Raw genomic sequence first — 20,152 nt, 5'->3', positions numbered from 1 at the left:
GGCCCGGAGAGGAAGCCCCCATGGTTGACGCGGACGTGCCAGAGCGGATGCAGGCCGCGGCCTTCGACGAGTTCGGCGGGCCGGAGGTGATCACGCTGCGGAAGCTCCCCGTGCCCGAGGTCGCCGCCGACGAGGTGCTCATCAAGGTCCTGAGCGCCGGCGTCGGGGTGTGGGACGCGTACGAACGGCAGGGTCTGTTCGTGCCGGAGGGCTCGTCCCTCCCGACCGTCCCGGGCTCCGACGGCGCGGGGACCGTCATCGCGACCGGCGACCAGGTGACCGGCCTCGCGGTCGGCGACCAGGTCTACGTCTCCGCCACCACCCGACCCAAGGGCGGCTTCTACGCCGAGTACGCGGTCGTCAAAGCCGAGTACGTCGCGAAGCTGCCCGACGGCGTACCCGCCGAGCACGCCGGTGCCATGTCCACCGACGCGTTGACCGCGCTGGCCGGATTGGACACCCTCACCCTGCCGGCCGGCGCCTGGCTCCTGATCTTCGGTGCGAGCGGTGGTCAGGGACACCTGGCCGTGCAGCTGGCCAAGCGGCAGGGCCTCAAGGTGATCGCGGTGGCCTCCGGTGCGGACGGCGTGGCGCTGGTGACCCGGCTCGGCGCCGACGTGTCCCTGGACGGCCACGGCGATCTCACCGAGGTGCTCACGGCGATCCGGGACGCGGCTCCGCAGGGAGTGGCCGGCATCCTGGCGATGGCCGGCGGCGAGACGCTGGACCGACTCACCGAGACGCTGTCCGACGGCGGAGTTGTGGCGTACGCCCACGGGGTGCGGCCGGAGCCGAGCGAGCGCCCCGGGATGACGGTTCGCGCGTACGACGGCGTGTCCAACCCCGGCCAGTTGCGTCGTCTCAACGAACTCGTCGAGGCGGGCCCGTTCGTGGTGCACGTCGCGGAGAAGTTCCCGCTGGGCAAGGTGCGGGAGGCGCACCAGCGCCTGACGACGTCGTACGCCGGAAAACTCCTGCTGACGGTGGCCTGAGGGTCAGGCGGTGCGCTGCTGCGGCACGCGTACCGACGCCATGCCGGCCGCCGTCGCGGCCTGGATGCCCAGGTCGGTGTCCTCGAAGACCAGGCAGGACTCCGGGGGTACGCCGAGCTGCCGGGCCGCGAGCAGGAACGCCTCCGGGTCGGGCTTGGCCCGCGTGTAGTCCTCGGCGCACACCAGAACGTCGAACCGGTCCAGCAGGTCGAGCGCCTCCAGGGAGGCGGTGACCGCCGCCCGGGTGCTGCCGGAGACGACGGCGAACGGCACCCGCCGGTGCGCCTCGTGGATGTGCGCGACCACCTCGGGCACGGCGGCCACCTGCGGCAGCAGCTCCTGGTAGATGCGCTCGCGGTTCTCCGCGACGGTCGCCACCGGCATCGCCAGACCATGGCGCTCGTTCAACGCCACGATGATGTCGGCGGTCGGCCGACCACCCCAGGCGTAGAACAGGTCCTCCGGGAACTCGCAGCCCCACTCGTCGAGGGCCCGCTGCCAGGCCACGTAGTGCAGCGGCATCGAGTCGACGATGGTGCCGTCGCAGTCGAACAGGTACGCGGCGAACTCACCGGGCGGCAGAGGCAGGGTCACCGGGGAAGGGTAACGGTCAGGGGCGCGTCGCCCGAGCCGGGTCGACCGGCTCGTCACGCCGGTCGAACCGCCGCTCGTTGCAGGTCACCGCGATCAGCAGGACGGTCAGCAGGGCCAGCGCGGCCAACGGCGCGAGGGACCGACCGACCGGCAGCAGGGCCAGCGGCAGCAGCGCCGCGACGACCTGCGCCGGATGGACGACGCGCACGGTCAGCCGGCGGAGAACCAGCCTGCTGAGCAGGTAGACGGCCACACCCGCGTAGAGAGCGCCCGCCGCCTCCCAGCCCAGCGGGCCGGTGTCGGTCGACTCCTCGGAGAGCCGACCGATCACCTCCTCGATGCCGAGCGCGAAGTAGATGGCACCGACGATCAGCGGAGAGTGCCCGATGCCGTACGCGTCGCCGGCCACGTCGGCCCGTCGGTCGTCCGGCACGCCGCTGACGGCCGCCCGCGCGGCGGGCGCCAGCCGATCGAAGTAGAGCCACCACAGGCAGACCGTGCTGACGAGGCCGAGCAGCGCGGCCGCCACCGCCGAACCGACCGGGGCCATCGTCCGGGGCCCCGCGCCGGCGGAGATCAGTGACTCGCCGAGGGCGATGATGAGCACCAACCCGTACCGCTCGGTGAAGTGGTCCACGCTGCGCAGTTGCCAGGGGTGGAAGGCGGACGCGAGGCGCGCGCCACCGATGTCCACCAGCAGCGCCGCCGTCCAGAGCACCGTCTGGGCGGTCCCGCCGAGCAGCGCCCCGCCGACCAGCGGAAACCACGCCAGCACCACGGGCACGCTGAAATAGCGCAGCGTCGAGCGCAGCGACGGAATCGTCACGCTCACCCAGGCGAGGATCACGAGCTGCACCGCCCGGACGACCACGTACGCGAGCGCGAGGGTCAGCGGCGCGTCGAGGCCCGGACCCTGCCGCCACGCGTCCGGCAACACCAGGGCGGCCACGAAGATCGCCGCCATCGCGACCAGGGTCGCTCCGCGGACCAGGCCGAGGTCCGCGCGGACGAGGTTGCCCACCCAGGTGTACGGCCCCCACGAGTAGAGCAGCAGCAGGAGCAGGAGCAGCCCCTGGGCCAGCGTGAGCAGCCCGGTCGGCGGCTGCGCCATGAACGCGATGACCCGGGTGAGCGCGAAGACGAAGACCAGGTCGAAGAAGATCTCGAACATCGTCGTCCGATGCGTGGCACCCGCCACGACCGGACGAATTCCCCTCATCCTGGCATTCTGCGCCCTCGGTGGGCCGCCTCGGGCCTCCCCGTTCCAACGGGAAGGCCCAGGACGCCCGCGTCAGGCCGGCGCGTCCGTCCGGCGCCGGGTCCGCTCGGCCCGCCGGCGCACCTGTTGGTACGTCCCGGTCAGCCCCATCGCCCGGCGTACCTCCGTCAGGGTCTGACGTACCTCCTGCCGGGTCCGCTCGGTGCCCTGGACGATCAGCCGGTCGACGAGCCCCCGGTCGGCCTCGATCGCCGCCCGGCGTTCCCGGATCGGTGTCAGGAACGTCTCCAGCGCCTCGATCAGCCGCTCCTTGACCTCCACGTCACCGACCTGCCCGGCCCGGTAACGCCGGGCCAGGTCGGCCACCTCCGCACGGTCCGGATTGAACACCTCGTGGTACGCGAAGACCGGGTTGCCCTCCACCGTTCCCGGCACGTCGGCCCGTACCCGGTTCGGGTCGGTGTACATCCCGCGCACCTTGCGGCGCACCGCGGCAGTGTCGTCGGACAGCGCGATGGTGTTACCCCGGCTCTTGCTCATCTTGGCGACGCCGTCGGTGCCCACCAGGCTGGGGTTGTCGGCCATGATCAGCTCGGGTACCGGGAAGACCGGCCCGTACAGGTGGTTGAACCGGCGGGCGATCTCCCGGGTCACCTCCACGTGCGCGGCGTTGTCCCGGCCGACCGGCACCACCTCGCCCTTGACGCAGAGGATGTCCGCCGCCTGGAGCACCGGGTAACCCAGCAACCCGTACGGCATCTCCTCCTTGCCGGCGTCGCGGGCCATGTCCTTGAGCGACGGCACCCGTTCCAGGCGGGGCACGGTCACCAGGTTCTGCAGGAGGGTGTTCAGGTCGCCGACCTCGGGAATCGCCGACTGGAGGTAGAACGTGGCCCGCGCCGGGTCGACACCGGCGGCGAGGATGTCGGTCACCATCTCGCGGGCGTTGCCCGAGACCTGGTCGATGTCCTCCCGGCGGTTGCGGGTGGTGAGCATGTGCAGGTCCGCGATGATGAAGAAACTCTCGTAGCGCTGGTGCAGCCGCACCCGGTTGGCGATGCTGCCGACGTAGTGGCCGAGGTGCAGGCGGCCGGTGGGCCGGTCGCCGGTGAGCATGCGTGCGACGGACATGGCGGTGTGCCTTTCGTGCGGGTAGGTGGGTCACGCGTTGGGCGCGCGCCGAGCGGGGCGAACTCGCCCCCTCGGCCGGCGGAGAACAGGGCTCAGCGAGCCGTCCGCCATCGCGCGCCGGCGCGGTACCGCAGACCACCGGCACGAAGCAGGTCAAGAAGTTGCTCACGGCCGTCGCCGGAGCCGGTCAGGGACGCGGGCACGCCACCGCGCGGGAGGCCGTCGACCACATCGACCGCCTCCGGTACGCAGCTGCCCGTCCGGACCACCAGCTCAGATTACCCGCGGCGCCTCTCCCGGCGGTGGCACGTGACGGTCCGCGTAGTACCTGCCGACGTGGTCCCGGTACTCCGGGTCGAACGAGCCCGGTTCGAACGGCGGCGCGTCCTTGATCTCCTGACGGGTCCGGTCGACGTGTACGACTCGGTCCAGGTGGTCCACCCGCTCCACCGTCCCCGCCGGCACCAGCACCTTCTGACCCAGGATCCACGGTCCGGTGTCCACCACCAGGTGGCCGGCATCCGCCTCGTCGCTCGCCTCGTCGATCGTGCCGATACGTCCGTCGCGGGCCTGCACGTGGTAGCCGACGAGGTCGACCGGGGTACCCGGACCGGGTGCGTCCGGGCCGTCGTGTCCGCCGTCCGGGTCCTCGGACGGGCCGGTCGAGGGGGTGGTCTGCGTGTATCCGCCGGCCAGGGCGGATGGATCACGCCAGGCCCAGGGATTGAAGATCGAGGGTTGCACGGGGTCACCTCCGGGGGACGGCATCGCCTGTCCCCTGACTCAGTGCCCAACCCGCCGGTACGGGAAACGAGAGGGTCGGCCCCTCCGGGAGGGCGATCGGCGTCCCGATCGGCCGTGGGCAGGTCCGCTGACATACTCGGCAGTCATGGTGCTGTCGCGCGGGTGGTCCGCCTTCCTGGTCGGGGTCGGGGTCTGGACCTGGGTGATCTGGCCGAGATTCGCGGTCGCCATCTGGCAGGACCCGCGGTCGTGGGCGTCCGCCACGGTGGGTGAGGGCTCGCCGACCGATTTCCTGTGGGTACACGCGCTCCTGATCGCCGCGTCGCTGGCCATCGGTACGACCGTCGGAGTGCTCGGTATCCGCGGTTGGCTGGCCGCTCGCCGAAGCGGAACGTCCTGAGCTGGGCAAAATGCGCGCGGGACGCGAGTGTGACGCGGGACGCTACCCCCCGATTTGACGATCAAACCCACGGACGCGTAACTTTCTCTCTGCCAGCGCGGAACGGGGCAAACAGGGCGAAAGTCCTGGAGCCAGGAACCGGGCCGGCGACCGGGCCAGGCAGGAGTTCGCTCCTGGAGGCGCGGTTCGGGCGGTGCCCACCTGATCTGCCGGGAGGCCGATTTGGTGCGGCGAAACCGACCGGGTAAGGTTTACGACCGGCAGGGCACCGGGCGCGACTGTGGGAGACCGCAGCGGCCGGCCTGCCAAATCCGACGACCTGACGCAGCGGTTCGCTGCTGCGTGAGTGCGCCGGGACCAACCCGCACGAAGCACGACAGACCGGGACACACCGGTTTGACACGGCCGAGACGGTGAGGTAACGTAGTAAAAGTGCCCGGCGCGAGAGCGACGGGGATACGGAACGAAAAAGCCCCGGGATGCGGGTCCACGGGATGTGGAGCTTCTGATCGGTGTGTGGTTGTTCTTTGAGAACTCAACAGGGTGCTTGTAAAGCCAGTGCCAATTATGATTTATACCCCGGACTGGCAGCCTGCTTTTGGGTGGGTTGTTGGTTGGGATTCCTTTGGCAACATTTTGTTGCCGGGATAGCTGTTCGACAAAGTTTTTGTTGGAGAGTTTGATCCTGGCTCAGGACGAACGCTGGCGGCGTGCTTAACACATGCAAGTCGAGCGGAAAGGCCCTTCGGGGTACTCGAGCGGCGAACGGGTGAGTAACACGTGAGCAACCTGCCCCAAGCTTTGGGATAACCCTCGGAAACGGGGGCTAATACCGAATATTACTTCTGGCCGCATGGCTGGGGGTGGAAAGTTTTTCGGCTTGGGATGGGCTCGCGGCCTATCAGCTTGTTGGTGGGGTGATGGCCTACCAAGGCGACGACGGGTAGCCGGCCTGAGAGGGCGACCGGCCACACTGGGACTGAGACACGGCCCAGACTCCTACGGGAGGCAGCAGTGGGGAATATTGCACAATGGGCGGAAGCCTGATGCAGCGACGCCGCGTGAGGGATGACGGCCTTCGGGTTGTAAACCTCTTTCAGCAGGGACGAAGCGTAAGTGACGGTACCTGCAGAAGAAGCGCCGGCCAACTACGTGCCAGCAGCCGCGGTAAGACGTAGGGCGCGAGCGTTGTCCGGATTTATTGGGCGTAAAGAGCTCGTAGGCGGCTTGTCGCGTCGACCGTGAAAACTTGGGGCTCAACCCCAAGCCTGCGGTCGATACGGGCAGGCTAGAGTTCGGTAGGGGAGACTGGAATTCCTGGTGTAGCGGTGAAATGCGCAGATATCAGGAGGAACACCGGTGGCGAAGGCGGGTCTCTGGGCCGATACTGACGCTGAGGAGCGAAAGCGTGGGGAGCGAACAGGATTAGATACCCTGGTAGTCCACGCTGTAAACGTTGGGCGCTAGGTGTGGGGGGCCTCTCCGGTTCCCTGTGCCGCAGCTAACGCATTAAGCGCCCCGCCTGGGGAGTACGGCCGCAAGGCTAAAACTCAAAGGAATTGACGGGGGCCCGCACAAGCGGCGGAGCATGCGGATTAATTCGATGCAACGCGAAGAACCTTACCTGGGTTTGACATGGCCGCAAAACCTCCAGAGATGGGGGGTCCTTCGGGGGCGGTCACAGGTGGTGCATGGCTGTCGTCAGCTCGTGTCGTGAGATGTTGGGTTAAGTCCCGCAACGAGCGCAACCCTCGTTCGATGTTGCCAGCGCGTTATGGCGGGGACTCATCGAAGACTGCCGGGGTCAACTCGGAGGAAGGTGGGGATGACGTCAAGTCATCATGCCCCTTATGTCCAGGGCTTCACGCATGCTACAATGGCCGGTACAATGGGCTGCGATACCGTGAGGTGGAGCGAATCCCAAAAAGCCGGTCTCAGTTCGGATCGGGGTCTGCAACTCGACCCCGTGAAGTCGGAGTCGCTAGTAATCGCAGATCAGCAACGCTGCGGTGAATACGTTCCCGGGCCTTGTACACACCGCCCGTCACGTCACGAAAGTCGGCAACACCCGAAGCCGGTGGCCCAACCCTTGTGGAGGGAGCCGTCGAAGGTGGGGCTGGCGATTGGGACGAAGTCGTAACAAGGTAGCCGTACCGGAAGGTGCGGCTGGATCACCTCCTTTCTAAGGAGCACCATCCGGCGAAAGCTGGTATGGAGCCCGCGACCTGCGAATGTCGGGTCGGGGTGCTCAATGGCGGAGACACTGGCAAGTCTGTCCCTGGCAACGGCCGGGATCACCTAGTACAGCCACTTCGGTGGTGGGAACGGATTGGTCTTGGTGCGGCTGGGGGAGGATGTAGGCACCCTGTTGGGTCCTGAAAGAACAACCCATGGTTGTCTTTCAGAGACTGGTCCGACCCCGTGTGGGGTTGGGAGTCTGCCAGGCATGGCCTGGCCCCGCATACCGGTCACGGTGGTGATGTTGGTGTGGGGCATGTCGGGTTGTGGGTTGGTTGTTTGTTGAGAATTGCACAGTGGACGCGAGCATCTTTGTGGTCAAGTTGTCAAGGGCGAACGGTGGATGCCTTGGCACCAGGAGCCGATGAAGGACGTGGGAGGCCGCGATAGGCCTGGGGGAGCTGTCAACCGAGCTGTGATCCCAGGGTGTCCGAATGGGGAAACCTGGCACCAGTCATGTGGTGTCACCCACACCTGAACACATAGGGTGTGTGGAGGGAACGCGGGGAAGTGAAACATCTCAGTACCCGTAGGAAGAGAAAACAAATAGTGATTCCGTGAGTAGTGGCGAGCGAAAGCGGATTGAGGCTAAACCGGCTGCGTGTGATACCTGTCAGGGGTTGCGTGGTCGGGGTTGTGGGACCCTGCTCAACAGACTGACATCTGTTGGAGAAGTTACAAAGCCAGTTGCTAGCCGAATGGTGTGGAAAAGCCAACCGTAGGCGGTGATAGTCCGGTAGGTGAAAGCTGCTGGTCTTCTGTGGGTGTTCCCGAGTAGCGGCGGACCCCTGAAATCTGCCGTGAATCTGCCAGGACCACCTGGTAAGCCTAAATACTTCCTGGTGACCGATAGCGGACGAGTACCGTGAGGGAATGGTGAAAAGTACCCCGGGAGGGGAGTGAAATAGTACCTGAAACCGTTCGCCTACAATCCGTCGGAGCCTTGCGGGGTGACGGCGTGCCTTTTGAAGAATGAGCCTGCGAGTTAGTGGCATGTGGCGAGGTTAACCCGTGTGGGGGAGCCGTAGCGAAAGCGAGTCTGAATAGGGCGTCTTTAGTCGCATGCTCTAGACCCGAAGCGGAGTGATCTAGCCATGGGCAGGCTGAAGCGCGGGTAAGACCGCGTGGAGGGCCGAACCCACCAACGTTGAAAAGTTGGGGGATGACCTGTGGTTAGGGGTGAAAGGCCAATCAAACTCCGTGATAGCTGGTTCTCCCCGAAATGCATTTAGGTGCAGCGTCGCGTGTTTCTTGCCGGAGGTAGAGCACTGGATGGTCTAGGGGGCCCACAAGCTTACCGAAATCAGCCAAACTCCGAATGCCGGTAAGTGAGAGCGCGGCAGTGAGACTGCGGGGGATAAGCTTCGTAGTCGAGAGGGAAACAGCCCAGATCACCAGCTAAGGCCCCTAAGCGTGTGCTAAGTGGAAAAGGATGTGGGGTCGCATAGACAACCAGGAGGTTGGCTTAGAAGCAGCCACCCTTTAAAGAGTGCGTAATAGCTCACTGGTCAAGTGGTTCCGCGCCGACAATGTAGCGGGGCTCAAGCACACCGCCGAAGCTGTGGCATTCACATTTTAACCCCGCGGGGACTTGATTCTCCGTGCAGGTGTGTGGATGGGTAGGGGAGCGTCGTGCCGGGGGTGAAGCAGCGGGGTGACCCAGTTGTGGACGCGGCACGAGTGAGAATGCAGGCATGAGTAGCGAAAGAAGGGTGAGAAACCCTTCCGCCGGATGACCAAGGGTTCCAGGGCCAGGCTAATCCGCCCTGGGTGAGTCGGGACCTAAGGCGAGGCCGAGAGGCGTAGTCGATGGACAACGGGTTGATATTCCCGTACCCGCGAAAGAGCGTCCCTGATGAACCTCGTTGTGCTAACCACCCGAGCTTGGTGAGGTCTTCGGACTGATCTGAGGGAGCGTGGGAACCTGGCGGGTAGTAGTCAAGCGATGGGGTGACGCAGGAAGGTAGCTGAGCCCGGCCGGTGGTTGTGCCGGGGTAAGCGTGTAGGCCGGTGTGTAGGCAAATCCGCACACCATGAGGCTGAGACGTGATGCCGAGCCGATTCAGGTGAAGTCAGTGATCCTATGCTGCCGAGAAAAGCCTCTAGCGAGTTCTTAGCGGCCCGTACCCCAAACCGACACAGGTGGTCAGGTAGAGAATACCGAGGCGATCGGGCGAACTGTGGTTAAGGAACTCGGCAAATTGCCCCCGTAACTTAGGGAGAAGGGGGGCCGGAGACGTGAAGCCCCGCGCGGGTGGAGCGTTGTATGGCCGCAGAGAGCAGGGGGAAGCGACTGTTTACTAAAAACACAGGTCCATGCGAAGAAGTAATTCGATGTATATGGACTGACGCCTGCCCGGTGCTGGAACGTTAAGGGGACCTGTTAGCTCTTCGGGGCGAAGCGGAGAACTTAAGCGCCAGTAAACGGCGGTGGTAACTATAACCATCCTAAGGTAGCGAAATTCCTTGTCGGGTAAGTTCCGACCTGCACGAATGGCGTAACGACTTCCCCACTGTCTCAACCACAGGCCCGGCGAAATTGCAGTACGAGTAAAGATGCTCGTTACGCGCGGCAGGACGGAAAGACCCCGGGACCTTTACTATAGCTTGACATTGGTACTTGAGTTAGCTTGTGTAGGATAGGTGGGAGCCGGTGAAGCTCATACGCCAGTATGGGTGGAGGCAATCTTGAAATACCACTCTGGTTGATTTGGGTATCTAACTTCGGACCGTTATCCGGTTCAGGGACAGTGTCTGGTGGGTAGTTTAACTGGGGCGGTTGCCTCCTAAAGGGTAACGGAGGCGCCCAAAGGTTCCCTCAGCCTGGTTGGCAATCAGGTGTTGAGTGCAAGTACACAAGGGAGCTTGACTGTGAGACTGACAGGTCGAGCAGGGACGAAAGTCGGGACTAGTGATCCGGCACTTGCGAGTGGAAGCGGTGTCGCTCAACGGATAAAAGGTACCCCGGGGATAACAGGCTGATCTTCCCCAAGAGTCCATATCGACGGGATGGTTTGGCACCTCGATGTCGGCTCGTCGCATCCTGGGGCTGTAGCAGGTCCCAAGGGTTGGGCTGTTCGCCCATTAAAGCGGTACGCGAGCTGGGTTTAGAACGTCGTGAGACAGTTCGGTCCCTATCCGCCGTGCGCGTAGGATACTTGAGAAGGGCTGTCCCTAGTACGAGAGGACCGGGACGGACGAACCTCTGGTGTGCCAGTTGTCCCGCCAGGGGCACGGCTGGTTAGCTACGTTCGGAAGGGATAACCGCTGAAAGCATCTAAGCGGGAAGCCTGCTTCAAGATGAGGTATCCCACCCCACTTTGTGGGGGTAAGGCCCCCAGCTAGACGACTGGGTTGATAGGCCGGAAATGTAAGCCCGGTAACGGGTTCAGTTGACCGGTACTAATAGGCCGAGGACTTGACTACCAAGCTGCTACGCGTCCACTGTGCAACTCTGAACAAACACCCACCCACCGTGTGTGTGCCCGGGGTTGTGGTTGATATGTTCATAGAGTTACGGCGGTCATGGCGGAGGGGAAACGCCCGGTCACATTCCGAACCCGGAAGCTAAGCCCTCCAGCGCCGATGGTACTGCACTCGTGAGGGTGTGGGAGAGTAGGACACCGCCGGACAAACTTTCAGTTAGGGCCACCCCCGATCGGGGGTGGCCCTAACTGCATATCCCCATATCCCCATATCCTCCTGCGTCTGTCCCGGCCTACCCCCTACCCCGAGCCGGGTGATCATGGAGTTATTGCTGCGACACGCCGAGGTCAGTGGCAATAACTTCATGATCACCGCGGGAGGGTAGGGCACCGCGGGAAGGTAGGGCACCGCGGAGAGGTAGGGGCCCGGCGGATAGGCGGGCCCCGGGTGGCCGGAGGGCGCCGGCGTTGGGTGCCGGGGGAGCGGGGGGCAGGGCTCTCGGCGGTTGGTGGTGGTGCTGCTGTGGTGGGCCTTGGCCTAGGGTCTGGTCTGTGGGTGACGTTCTGATCCCTCTGGTCTTCGGCTGCTGTGTGGCTGTCGTGTTGGCCGCGCTCCGGTGGCTCGGCGTCCGTGCTCGTCGCCGTGGCGTCGGTGGTGAGGTCATGGGACCGTTCGAGGAGATGTGGCATCCGGCGGCGACGCGCTACCGCGCGGAGATCCGCGTACAGGAGGAGCGTGTGACGCCGAGACCGTCTGCCGATGACACCGACGGGCGGGCTCAGGAGGGCTTGGGGCCGCAGACGTAGCGCGGCTCGGCGTCGTAGCGCCAGGTGAACTTCTCCCGCTTCACCACCACACCGTCCTTCTTGATGACCCGGAAGGCGTCCTGGGTGAAGCCGTTGATGCCGTTGCTGGGAATGCACTTCGGGCCGGGTTCGAGGTGGATGAGCTTCGGCGTCGTGATGTTGCGTCGCGGGCCGTACTCCGTCTTGACGCTGTCGTAGATCTTCGTGCTCCAGATGGAGACGGTCACCGAACTCGACGTGTACGACGTGTCGATGAGCAGGCCGTACTCGGTGTTGTTGCGGAACTTGAAGTCCAGGTTCGGCCAGAAGATGGTCGACTCGATGACGGCCGGGTACCTGTCGAACCAGTACGAGTGCGGCTTGTGCTCGACGTCCTCAAGGCCGGCGTAGTAGGTGGCGTTGAAGATGGTGGTCGTGAACTGCGACGTGCCACCCCCGACGCCGGGCACCAGCTTGCCGTCCAGGATCACCGGCGCGTCCTGGTAGCCCTGCGCGTAGCCTCGCTCGCCGGTGTGCCCGTTGAGGGAGAACGTCTTGCCCGGCAGCACCACCGTGCCGTCCACCTTCTTGGCGATGGTGGCGATGTTCTGGCTGCGCGGCGACGCCATCCCGCCGGTGAAGCGCGTGGTGAAGGTCGACACCCGTTCCTTGATGCCCAGACCGGCCAGCTTCTCCTTCGTCACCTCCGGCGGCGTTTCCTTCAGCTCACCGGTCACCTCACGCCCGTCGGGTTTCGGGAGCACCGCCAACAGGTCCCGGCCCAGCGTGGCGGTGTCGAGCTGCTGCCCGGCACGCCCGTCGGTGACCGTGGGACGGCCGCCGGCGATGCTCATCGTCGCGTCCTTCGGCGGTACCTCGATGGCGTTCAGGTCGTCGCCGAGGGCCGTCCGCAGCCGCTTGACGTCCACCGCCGGGGTGAGCTTGCCGGCCTTGTCGGCGTTGAACCGGAGGCTCTTCGCGATGGCCGCCGCCGGTACCTGCACCGAACCCCGGTCGGTGCGCAGGGTGACGGGCGCGGCGACGGCAGGCTTGGCCAGTTCCGTGACCAGCCGGTCCACCTCCTCCGCGGTGGTCGCCGGCTGGCTCTCCACCAGTGGCACGGTGACCGGAGTGCCGGCCAGCCAGCCGGTGCGGACGGCGTCGGCCGAGCGCTGCGGGTCGAGGGCGAGGCCGGGCTGGGGCCGTACGACCTTGGGTGTGGTGCCCTTGTAGGTGATGGCCGGCATCGTCATCGGACGGACCTGGTCACCGAACGCCTTGCGCAGGGTCGCGTCCAGGCGGGCCGCGTCGACGGTGACAACGGGTTCGACGGTACGGGAACCGACCAGCCGACTGACCGGGTGCGCGTCGGCCTCGGCCGCTGCCGCGACGGTGGCCGCCACGTCGACGGCGAGCCCCACGTCGGCCGGTCTGATCTCGGCAGTGCGCTCCCCGACCGTGATGCGCAGGGGCGCGGTGAGGGCTGCCGCCCGCCGCTCCAGCTCCGCCCGCAACTCCCGGTCCGCCGCGCTGCGGCTCCGGCCGCCCAACTCGGTGCCGAGCACGCTCGTGCCCCGGGGGACGTCCCCGGCGTACGCCCAGGCGCCGGCGCCCGCTGCGGCGGCGAGCACGCCACCGGCTACGCCCGCTCCGAGCAGCATCCGGACCCGGCGGGGACGGCGACCGCCGTTGTCCGCCTCGCCCGTGGCCGGTGTCACCACGTCCGGCTCCTCGTCCGGCCAGGTGACCGCCGTGACCTGCACGGTGGGCCGGTCGTCGGCGGGTGGACGTTTGTCGCCGTACAGCGTCACTGCAACCTCGATCGCCAGGTGCCGCGGGAGGTCCCCCCTCCCGGAGGACACCACGGTAACCAATGCCCGGCCGTCCGCGCGGGCTGCGCCCGTCCGGTGCTGCTACCGCGTGTCGCCCGGCGTGTCGCGGCGCGTGGGGTCGGTGCCCGTGCCGGGCTGCGGGCGTGGCACGGTGGCGGGGTGGACGCTGCGGAGCGGGTGTTGGCGTACGGCGGCGGTTGGTTGGACCGGGCGGGCCCGTTACGGACCGACCCGGCCCGACTGGAGGCGTTTCTGGCCGACCCGGCGACGGTGGTGCTGCCGCTGTGGCGGGACCGTTGCCTCGTCGACGGTGACGGCCCGGTCCGGCTGACGGCCGACCGCGCGTCACTCGTCCGGTCGGCCGCCGCGGAGACCGTCTTCCTGGGGCTCGACGGGGACGTCGCGGTGTTCGCCGTGGACCTCTCCCCGCTCGGTGAGCCCGCCGCCGTCGAGATGGCCGGGGCGGCGCGGGCCGTCGACGTACGGGCGCTGGTCGGGCGACTCGACCCGGCCGGCGCGGCGACGCAGGCGTACGCGCGGGGGTTGCTGCACTGGCACCGGCAGCAGCGTTACTGCGGCGCGTGCGGTGCGGTGGCCGTCGCCGGTGGTGGCGGCCATGTGCGGACCTGTTCCGGCGCGGAGTGTGGTCGGTTGCTGTTCCCCCGCATCGAACCGGCGATCATCGTGCTGGTCGAGGCGCCCGGGGAGTCCGGGCGCTGCCTGCTGGCCCGGCACGCCGGCGCGGCCGAGGACTCGTACTCGACGTTGGCGGGCTTCGTGGAGATCGGCGAGAGCCTGGAGGACGCGGTCCGCCGGGAGATGGCCGAGGAGGCCGGGATCACCGTCACCGACGTGACCTACCAGGGGTCGCAGGCGTGGCCGTTCCCCGCGGGGCTGATGGTGGGCTTCCGGGCCACCGCGACGTCCGACGAGGTACGCGTGGACGGCGTGGAGCTGCTGGAGGCGCGCTGGTTCACGCGGGAGGAACTGCGGGAGCGGGTCGCGGCAGGTCGCCGGCTCGGTCGGGTGGACTCGATAGATCACCACCTGCTGAACGGGTGGTTGAAGGCAGGCTGAGGATCATCACCAGCGCCGTCGCCGCGGCGGTGCCCAGTGCGCACCACATGATCCCCTGGAACGTGCGTGGGGCGACGGCCATCGTCAGGACGGCCAGGACGACCGCGGCGACCCACAGGGGCGCGGACGGCCAGCGTGCGCCGGCCGCGATCTTGGCGTTGACGGCCGCGAAGACCAGCGCGTAGAGCGCGCCGGTGGCGGCGAAGAACGGGGCGTACCGACCCAGGTTGGCGTAGTCCTCGCCACCGACGAGCCGGAACGCGAGGCCGCCGGCCAGGGCCGAGGCGGCGACGAGCACGGCGCCGCAGCCGGCGACGATGGCGAGCACGGTGGTGCGGACGCGGTTGTCCCCGACGGCCAGGCGGGGAAGGGCGAGCACCACGATCACCTGCGGCGCCCAGAGGGCACCCTTGGTGAGCACCGTGCCCACGGCGTACGCGCCGGAGTCCGCCGGGGACAGCAGCTGTCGGGCGAAGATCAGATCGGCGTACGACACGGCGAGCATCGCCAGTGCTGCCGTGCCGGCGCTGGCGACCTGGCGGATCCGCAGCGCGGCACCTGCGCCGCCGTGCGGGCCCGGGGTGGCACGGTTGGCCGGTCGGGCGATCCAGATCAGCGCGGGCAGCACGAGGTACGCGGTCACCATGCCCGCCACCAGGGTGTCGACGACGTCGGCGCCGAGCACCAACGCGACGATCATGCCGCCGTACCGGCCGGCGGCGACCACGCCCATCGCCCAGGCGAGACGCAGGAAGCGCTGTTCACCCTGCAACTCGCCGAGCCATCGGGCGGCCAGGACGACCGCGACGGTGGTACCCGCGACCAGGGCCACGACCGTCACCGACAGCCGGAGGGCGGCCATCATCAGCGGGGCGGCCACGACGACAGCGCCGGCGGAGACAGCGGTGGTGACGAGGGTGACCCGGCTCGTCGGCGTGCCCGGGTGCCGGGCCCGGTGTACCGCGACCGCCATCTGCAGGCCCACGCCCGCGACGCCGGCGATCGCGACGAGGGCCGCGACGGTTGCCAGGACGCTGAGACCCTCGGCCGCCAGGTGTCGGGCGCCGAGCATCGGGAGCAGGTAGGCCAGCCCGTTCGTCACCATGGCGGCACCGGCGACCGCCGCGCCCGCCGCGGAGAGGCGGCCCGCGCCGGGGCCGGTCGTCGTGTCTGTCATCGCGCCTCGTGGGGGTGTGGCCGGGCCCCGGTGTGGGCGCCGAGCTTCGCGTCGTCGGCGCGGAGTCGCCCGTCGACGTGTGAGGCAAGCTACCGTCCGCGCTCCCCCTGTGCCTAGAGTGCTGTCCGGAGCCCCGGGAGCGACAGTGGGCCCGCTTCCCGTCCAGGTCTGTGGGGGTCCGTGTGCGCCGAGGATCAGCGGGCTCCCGTCCGGCGCTGTCGCGGGCCGTGCTCGTACTCCGTCGCTGGTGGCCGGAGGCGGTGCTCGGCGTCGGGGTGGTCCTCGCGATCCTCGGGCCGGTGCTGGGCCGGGGCTACGTCCTGCGGTACGACCTGGTGTTCGTGCCGGATCCGCCGTTCGGCGCGATGGTCTGGGGCAACGGTGCCGAGTTGCCCCGTGCCGTGCCCAGTGAACTGCTCGCGGTGGGCCTCGCGCACCTGCTGCCGTCCGACGTGGCGGAGAAGGTGCTGCTCGCCGGCGTCCTGGCGCTGGCCGGTGTGGGCGCCGCCCGGCTGGCCCCCGTCAGCCACCCGGTGGCACGGATCGCGGCGGGGCTCGCCTACGTCTGGAACCCCTGGGTGTACGGGCGGCTGCACCTCGGTCAGTGGGCGGTGGTCGCCGGGTACGCGGCACTGCCGTGGGCGTACGCCTGGGTGCTCGGGGTGCTGCGGCCGCCGGGCGGCATCGGGCCGGGCCGGCGTGCCGCCGTCGCCGGTGGGACGGCGGTGGTGCTGGGCGGTCCGGCGCTGGTGCTGGCGGCGGTGCTCTCCTGCGCGCCGGCGTTGGCCCTGGCACGGCGGTGGCGGGCGTTGGTGGCGGGAACGGCGGCGCTCGCCGGTCTCACCGCGCCGTGGCTGGTGGCGCTGACGAACCGGGGCGCTGCGGTCGATCTGGACGAGCGGGGTGTCGCCGCCTTCGCCGTCCGCGCGGACACCCCACTGGGCGTGCTCGGCAGCGTCGCCACCCTCGGCGGCGTCTGGAGCCGGCACGCCGTCGCGGTCGGGCGGGACCGGTGGCCGGTCGCGCTGCTCGCGCTGGCCCTCGCCGCGGCGGCGCTCTGGGGGTACGCCCGGGTCCGTCGCCGCTGGCCGTCGGCGGCCTGGTGGGGTCTGCTCGTCGGGGCCGCGCTGGGCGTCGTCATCGCCCTGCTGCCCGCCTGGTCGGTGGGCGCGCAGGCGATGGTCGCGCTCGTCGAGCACGTTCCGCTGGCCGGTGCGGTCCGGGACGGCACCCGGCTGCTCGCGCCGCTGGCCCTGGTGCAGGCCGTCGGCCTGGGCATGGTGGTCCAGTGGCTGGTGACGGCGGGCCTTCGACCGCTGGCCCCGGTGGTGATGGCCGCGCCGGTGCTGCTGCTGCCCGGCCTGGCCTGGGGGCTCGGCGGCCAACTGGGGACGGTGCGGTACCCGCCCGAGTGGTCGGCGGTCCGCGCGGTGGTGAACCAGGATCCGGCCGGCGGCGCTCTGGTCTCGCTGCCCTGGGCGTCGTTCCGCGCCTACGGCTGGGCGGGGCAGGTCCCGGTTCTCGATCCGGCGTCACGCGCCTTCCGCCGGCCGGTGATCGCCGACCAGGACGTGCTGGTCGGACGGGAGCGGATCCGTGGCGAGAGCCCGGCCGCGGACCGGGTGGCCCAGGTGCTGGCGGTGCCGGGCGATCCGGTGGCGGGGCTGCATCGGCTGGGTGTGCGGTACGTGCTCATCCAGACCGATCAACCCGGCGCGGCCCAGGTCGAGGCCCGCTTCGCTGCCGCCGAACCGGTCCGCCGAGATGGGACCCTGATCCTGCTACGCCTGCCTGATGCTGGTTCTTCCAGCTCGCCAGGGAGTGTCGGCATTGGTCCGGTGTTGGGTTATTCGGTACTCGGGGCCACCGTGTTGATCATCCTTTCGCACCCCGCCGCGAGACGTCGACGCATGTTACTGTGCGGTCACTTTTGTCGAAGGGACCGTCAATGAAGGCATCCTTCAATCCCCTCCTGATCGCGGTCGTCGCCGCGGCGGTGGGTGCCGTGCTGGGCATTCTGGCCGTCTCGGTCGGGACGTCCACCATCACGAACAGCGACACCAAGCCTGCGAACGTGCAGCAGCCCATCATCGTTTACGGCGATCGCTGACGGCCCGTCGTGGAGGTCCTACCTCCTGACGTGTCGTCAGATGTGGTCGTACTCGACGTCGTCGTGCCCGCGTACAACGAGGCGCTCCGGCTGCCCGACACCCTGATCCTGCTCCGGGCGGCGCTGGCCGACCTCGGTGTGCCCTGCCGGGTCACCGTGGTGGACAACGCCAGCACCGACGGCACCGCCGAGGTGGTGACGGGCGCGCCGAACGGCCCGGTCCCCGTCCGGCTGCTCTGGTGCGCCGAGCCGGGCAAGGGCTTCGCGGTACGCACCGGTGTGCTCGCGAGCGACGCGCGCTACGTCGGCTTCTGCGACGCGGACCTGGCCACCGCGCCGGACACGCTCGGGCAGGTGCTCAGTCTCCTGACCGAGGGCGTCGACGCGGTGGTCGGTTCGCGGGCGCACCCCGACTCGGTGGTGCAGGAGCGGCACAGTCTGCTCCGGCGCTGGGGCGCGGTGGCGTTCCGTGCCGCCGTCCGGCAGGTGGTGCGCGGCGTTGGCGAGACCCAGTGCGGGTTCAAGTTCTTCCGCAACGACGTCGCGCGGCGGTCGTTCGCGCCGCTGCGCTGCGGCGGGTTCGCGTTCGACGTCGAGGTCCTGGGCCGTGCGGAACGGGCCGGCGCCCGGTTGGTGGAGATCCCCGTCAACTGGGTGGACGTGCCCGGCTCACGCTTCTCCCCGGCCCGCCACGGATGGCAGAGCTTCGTCGACGTCGCGAAGATCAGTTGGCGGCTGCGCGGTGCCGATGTCGCACCCGCGATGCCGCTGCCGGTCGTCGCCCGACAGGTCGGCAGCGACGTGGCCGGGGGCGCCGCCACCGTGGGATTGCGGCCGTGAGTGTCGGCCACTCCCCGGTCGCCGCGACGCCCACCACCGAACCGGTGGTGGCGGGGCGGCGGATCGCGGTGCTCAACTGGAAGGACCCGTGGCATCCGGACGCCGGTGGCGCCGAGGTCTACGCCTGGCAGGTCGCCCGTGACCTGGTGACCGCCGGCGCGGAGGTCACCTTCGTCACCGCGCGTCCGGGCGGACAGCCCGGCGACGAGACCCGCGACGGCATCCGCATCGTCCGAGTGGGCGGGCGGTGGAGCATCTACCCCCGGGTGCTGGGCTGGCTCGCCCGACACCGGCGTCAGTTCGACGCCGTCGTGGACTGCCAGAACGGCATACCGTTCTTCAGCCCGGCGGTCCTGCCCGCGGATGTGCCGGTCGTCTGCGTGATCCATCACGTGCACGACCGTCAGTTCCGGCTCTACTTCGGCCCGATCGTCGGTCGCTTCGGCGCGTGGCTGGAGGGCCCGGTCGCCCGACGGGTCTACCGCCGAGGGGTGACGCTCGCCGTCTCACCGTCGACGGCCACCGCCGTACGGGACCGGCTCCGCTGGCCCGGCCCGGTGGTGGTCGTACCCAACGGGGCGGACGCGTCGACGTCGCCCGTCGTCGACCCGGCCGCCCGCGACACCCGACCCCGCGTCGTCTGCGTCGGCCGGGTGACCCGGCACAAGCGGGTCGACCTCGTGCTGGACGCCGTCCACCAGCTCCGGTCACGACGACCCGACCTGCGCCTGGACGTCGTCGGAGGCGGCCCGGACGTGGCCACCATCCGCCGACAGGTCGCCGAGCGTGGGCTGGACGACATCGTCACGGTGCACGGTCACCTGCCCTCCGGCGAGCGGGACGCGCTGCTGGCCAGGGCGTGGGCGCACGTCTCCGGCTCGTGGGGCGAGGGCTGGGGTCTGGTGGTGGTGGAGGCCGCCGCCGCCGGGCTGCCCACCGTCGCCTTCGACGTCGACGGGCTGCGCGACGCCGTGCGCCCGGGCCGTACCGGGTGGCTGGTCGACGAGGGCGACGACCCCGCGAGTCGACTGGCCGACGGCCTCGACCGGGCGTTGGACACTCTCGCCGTACCGGCCGCGGCCGATGCGATGGCGGCCGAGTGTCGCCGGTGGAGCGACAGCTTCCGCTGGGCCGACACCGGCCGGCGGGTCCGCGCGGTCCTCGGGGACCTGCTCGCGCCGCGCCGGGTGCCGTGGTCGGAGCGGAACGCGTCACTCCTGATCCGTACGGACCAGCCGGAGAGCCTCCTCGCCCGGGTGTCGCCCCTGCTTCCGTACACCCGGCATGTCGCGGTCGACGACCGCGGCCTGTGGATCGTCGTACCGGCCGCCGACCCGGCAGCGGTCCGGCAGGTGCTCGTCGAAGCGGGCGTCGCGCCCGAGCACGTCAGCGAGCGGGACGCCAGCGGTGAGGAACTGCTCACCGGAGTTCCGGTACGGCAGTGCTGACCGCCTGGTCGACCGCTCGTCGCGCCCCCGGCATACCGTCCGCGACGGTGTCCCTGGCGGTGTGGCGTCTGCGCGAGTTGCTGGTCTGCCTCGCGCTGATCGGTCTCTCTGTCACCCAGGAGCCCGGGCTCATCGTGCC

The 20,152-nt window shown here is 68.7% G+C and carries 13 protein-coding genes and 3 rRNA genes; 10 read left to right on the top strand and 6 right to left on the bottom strand.

Going from position 1 to position 20,152, the window contains the following annotated elements:
• The first annotated feature begins 20 nt into the window (after positions 1-20).
• The gene (locus tag ACQPZK_RS30490; protein WP_433536167.1) at positions 21-992 is read left to right on the top strand and encodes a quinone oxidoreductase family protein; all 972 of its coding nucleotides are present in this window, start codon (positions 21-23) and stop codon (positions 990-992) included.
• 3 nt (positions 993-995) lie between these two features.
• On the opposite strand, the gene ACQPZK_RS30485 is transcribed toward ACQPZK_RS30490, so the two are convergent.
• The 4 genes from ACQPZK_RS30485 to ACQPZK_RS30470 all read right to left on the bottom strand — a co-directional run bounded on the left by ACQPZK_RS30485 (position 996) and on the right by ACQPZK_RS30470 (position 4,680).
• Positions 996-1,586 carry an HAD family hydrolase gene (locus tag ACQPZK_RS30485; RefSeq protein WP_433536166.1) on the bottom strand — a complete coding sequence of 197 codons (591 nt, stop codon included), beginning with the start codon at positions 1,584-1,586 and terminating at the stop codon, positions 996-998.
• A gap of 16 nt (positions 1,587-1,602) precedes the next feature.
• Complete coding sequence (locus ACQPZK_RS30480) at positions 1,603-2,805, bottom strand: low temperature requirement protein A (protein WP_433536165.1); 1,203 nt, start codon at positions 2,803-2,805, stop codon at positions 1,603-1,605.
• A gap of 72 nt (positions 2,806-2,877) precedes the next feature.
• Positions 2,878-3,936, bottom strand: a complete 1,059-nt coding sequence (gene trpS / locus ACQPZK_RS30475; protein WP_433536164.1) for a tryptophan--tRNA ligase — start codon at positions 3,934-3,936, stop codon at positions 2,878-2,880.
• 273 nt (positions 3,937-4,209) lie between these two features.
• Positions 4,210-4,680, bottom strand: coding sequence for a PRC-barrel domain containing protein (locus tag ACQPZK_RS30470; protein WP_433536163.1), 471 nt, complete (start codon positions 4,678-4,680; stop codon positions 4,210-4,212).
• Between the two features lie 145 nt (positions 4,681-4,825).
• On the opposite strand from ACQPZK_RS30470, the gene ACQPZK_RS30465 reads away from it, so the two are divergent.
• The 4 genes from ACQPZK_RS30465 to rrf all read left to right on the top strand — a co-directional run bounded on the left by ACQPZK_RS30465 (position 4,826) and on the right by rrf (position 10,950).
• Positions 4,826-5,080: an SCO4848 family membrane protein gene (locus tag ACQPZK_RS30465; RefSeq protein ID WP_433536162.1), complete on the top strand. Its 255-nt coding sequence runs from the start codon at positions 4,826-4,828 to the stop codon at positions 5,078-5,080.
• A 667-nt stretch (positions 5,081-5,747) separates the two neighbouring features.
• A 16S ribosomal RNA gene (locus ACQPZK_RS30460) occupies positions 5,748-7,262 on the top strand.
• 372 nt (positions 7,263-7,634) lie between these two features.
• Positions 7,635-10,744, top strand: a 23S ribosomal RNA gene (locus tag ACQPZK_RS30455).
• Between the two features lie 89 nt (positions 10,745-10,833).
• Positions 10,834-10,950 (top strand): 5S ribosomal RNA (rrf, locus tag ACQPZK_RS30450).
• The 16S, 23S and 5S rRNA genes sit together here, the layout of an rRNA operon.
• Positions 10,951-11,522: 572 nt before the next feature.
• Here the strand turns inward: rrf and ACQPZK_RS30445 are convergent.
• Positions 11,523-13,340, bottom strand: coding sequence for a VanW family protein (locus ACQPZK_RS30445; RefSeq protein ID WP_433536161.1), 1,818 nt, complete (start codon positions 13,338-13,340; stop codon positions 11,523-11,525).
• 180 nt (positions 13,341-13,520) lie between these two features.
• Here ACQPZK_RS30445 and nudC point away from each other — a divergent pair, with 180 nt between their 5' ends.
• Positions 13,521-14,438, top strand: a complete 918-nt coding sequence (gene nudC, locus ACQPZK_RS30440; RefSeq protein ID WP_433536160.1) for an NAD(+) diphosphatase — start codon at positions 13,521-13,523, stop codon at positions 14,436-14,438.
• Here nudC and ACQPZK_RS30435 read toward each other — a convergent pair.
• Positions 14,335-15,615 (bottom strand): polysaccharide biosynthesis protein, encoded by a 1,281-nt coding sequence (locus ACQPZK_RS30435; protein WP_433536159.1) that lies wholly within the window; start codon positions 15,613-15,615, stop codon positions 14,335-14,337. The genes nudC and ACQPZK_RS30435 overlap by 104 nt on opposite strands.
• 227 nt (positions 15,616-15,842) lie before the next feature.
• Here ACQPZK_RS30435 and ACQPZK_RS30430 point away from each other — a divergent pair, with 227 nt between their 5' ends.
• Genes ACQPZK_RS30430 through ACQPZK_RS30415 form a run of 4 tightly spaced genes read left to right on the top strand, consistent with a single transcriptional unit; the run spans position 15,843 to position 20,013 of the window.
• Positions 15,843-17,567 (top strand): hypothetical protein, encoded by a 1,725-nt coding sequence (locus ACQPZK_RS30430; RefSeq protein WP_433536158.1) that lies wholly within the window; start codon positions 15,843-15,845, stop codon positions 17,565-17,567.
• Positions 17,564-17,725 (top strand): hypothetical protein, encoded by a 162-nt coding sequence (locus ACQPZK_RS30425; RefSeq protein WP_433536157.1) that lies wholly within the window; start codon positions 17,564-17,566, stop codon positions 17,723-17,725. The genes ACQPZK_RS30430 and ACQPZK_RS30425 overlap by 4 nt, the downstream gene beginning before the upstream one ends.
• A 30-nt stretch (positions 17,726-17,755) precedes the next feature.
• Entirely contained in the window at positions 17,756-18,565 is an 810-nt protein-coding gene (locus ACQPZK_RS30420; RefSeq protein ID WP_433536156.1) for a glycosyltransferase, read from the top strand.
• Entirely contained in the window at positions 18,562-20,013 is a 1,452-nt protein-coding gene (locus ACQPZK_RS30415; RefSeq protein ID WP_433536155.1) for a glycosyltransferase family 4 protein, read from the top strand. The genes ACQPZK_RS30420 and ACQPZK_RS30415 overlap by 4 nt, the downstream gene beginning before the upstream one ends.
• The last annotated feature ends 139 nt before the right edge of the window (positions 20,014-20,152 follow it).

Origin of the sequence: Micromonospora sp. CA-249363, assembly GCF_050950185.1 — a bacterium.
Taxonomy (GTDB): Bacteria; Actinomycetota; Actinomycetes; order Mycobacteriales; family Micromonosporaceae; genus Micromonospora.
This window is presented reverse-complemented; position numbering and strand designations above follow the sequence as displayed.